Here is a 1,746-nt window from a genome sequence, read left to right as displayed (position 1 = left end):
CTCCCCATCCCCCCATCTCAAGAAAGTCTCTTATCCTTGATTTGTCACCTTCTACGGTAGCGTTTTGTGCAAAATTATGCTGGCTTTTTGCCTCGAAAAATTCTTCACCCTTTCGCCAGATATTAGCTTGTCAAGAGTTATAACTTAAAGTGTTCCGAAATATGTAATTAGATTTAAAAGCTTAAATTAAATCTGCCATTTGAAAAATTTACCGCTAGTATCATAGAATATTCAATTGCCCCTTATATTGTTATTAACAAGTGTTTCTACTTAACAAGTGCTTACTGAAATATCACTTAATTTGTGAATCCCTAGCGCGAAGTTATAAATAAGGTGGGTAGAGAAAAATGCTCTACCGAACCAACCTCGAAGGAGTTGGTTTTTTTTTACCTCAAGCAAAAACATCTAAATAATCCATCTAGTTGAAAAACTTAATGTCAGTTAAGCTGTCTATGGTTGATTTGTCTGTTATGTCGAGAAAATGACAACGCGAGAATCCTTGGGACACGCTTTGCGAACGCTTGATGGAGGAATATTGAGAGTTTTTATGAAAGCTTCAAAAAAACCTACAAATGTTTAAGAGCGACTATCTCGTTAAATCTGCTAAATATTCTGATGATAATATTGCCATGAATGCACATAGAGGATCTGCTGTACTCAGTTCTGCAAGTTTAAAAGTGCAGCCAGCTGCAACAGCACCGACTGAAAATCATCGCTTGCGGCTGTTCTCTGGTTCTGCTAATGTACCACTGTCTCAAGAAGTTGCTCGTTATTTGGGCATGGACTTGGGACCAATGATTCGCAAAAGATTTGCGGATGGAGAACTTTATGTTCAAATCCAAGAATCGATTCGGGGTTGTGATGTTTATTTAATCCAGCCATCGTGTCAACCAGTCAACGACCACTTAATGGAATTGCTGATTATGATTGATGCCTGTCGTCGTGCCTCAGCGCGACAGGTAACGGCAGTACTTCCTTATTATGGCTATGCCCGCGCCGATCGCAAAACCGCTGGACGAGAGTCAATCACTGCCAAGCTGGTTGCTAATTTAATTACCCAAGCTGGTGCGAACCGAGTTTTGGCAATGGATTTGCACTCAGCACAAATTCAGGGCTATTTCGATATACCCTTCGATCATGTTTACGGTTCACCAGTACTGCTAGATTATCTGGCAAGTAAGAAACTGCCTGACTTAGTAGTAGTTTCACCGGATGTGGGGGGTGTAGCGCGGGCTAGGGCATTTGCGAAAAAGCTGGGTGATGCCCCCTTAGCAATTATTGACAAACGTCGTCAAGCTCACAACGTCGCTGAAGTATTAAACGTCATCGGCGATGTTAAGGGCAAAACGGCGGTGTTGGTAGACGACATGATCGACACTGGCGGCACAATAGCGGCTGGGGCACAGTTATTGCGTGAAGAAGGGGCTCGTCAGGTTTATGCTTGTGCAACTCATGCGGTGTTCTCTCCACCGGCAATTGAGCGGCTATCTAGTGGTGTGTTTGAGGAAGTGATCGTTACAAATACGATTCCGATTCCGAATAGCGATCGCTTTGAACAACTCGTTGTCCTTTCAGTGGCTAATCTACTCGGAGAAACCATCTGGAGAATTCACGAAGATACCTCTGTAAGTAGTATGTTCCGTTAGCCTTTGCCAGACTGTTAGCCCCGTTACAGTCTGGCAAAATAACAGAGAAGGTCAATAGGGGGGAGACAAGGGAGAGGGGGGAGACAAGGGAGAGGGGGGA

The 1,746-nt window shown here is 43.6% G+C and carries 1 protein-coding gene; it reads left to right on the top strand.

The window, feature by feature from the left end; genetic code table 11:
• Positions 1 to 629: 629 nt before the first annotated feature.
• The gene (locus OGM63_RS09805) at positions 630 to 1,646 is read left to right on the top strand and encodes a ribose-phosphate pyrophosphokinase (protein ID WP_263745326.1); all 1,017 of its coding nucleotides are present in this window, start codon (positions 630 to 632) and stop codon (positions 1,644 to 1,646) included.
• Positions 1,647 to 1,746: the final 100 nt, after the last annotated feature.

Source organism: Plectonema radiosum NIES-515, from assembly GCF_025753815.1.
Lineage (GTDB): Bacteria > Cyanobacteriota > Cyanobacteriia > Cyanobacteriales > Nostocaceae > Hassallia > Hassallia radiosum_A.
Note: the sequence above shows the minus strand (reverse complement) of the source record. Positions and strands in the feature narration are given on the sequence as shown.

Bases quoted from the DNA above. Each gene is read 5' to 3' on its own strand.
- OGM63_RS09805 (WP_263745326.1), top strand. From the start codon at position 630: ATGAATGCACATAGAGGATCTGCTGTACTCAGTTCTGCAAGTTTAAAA.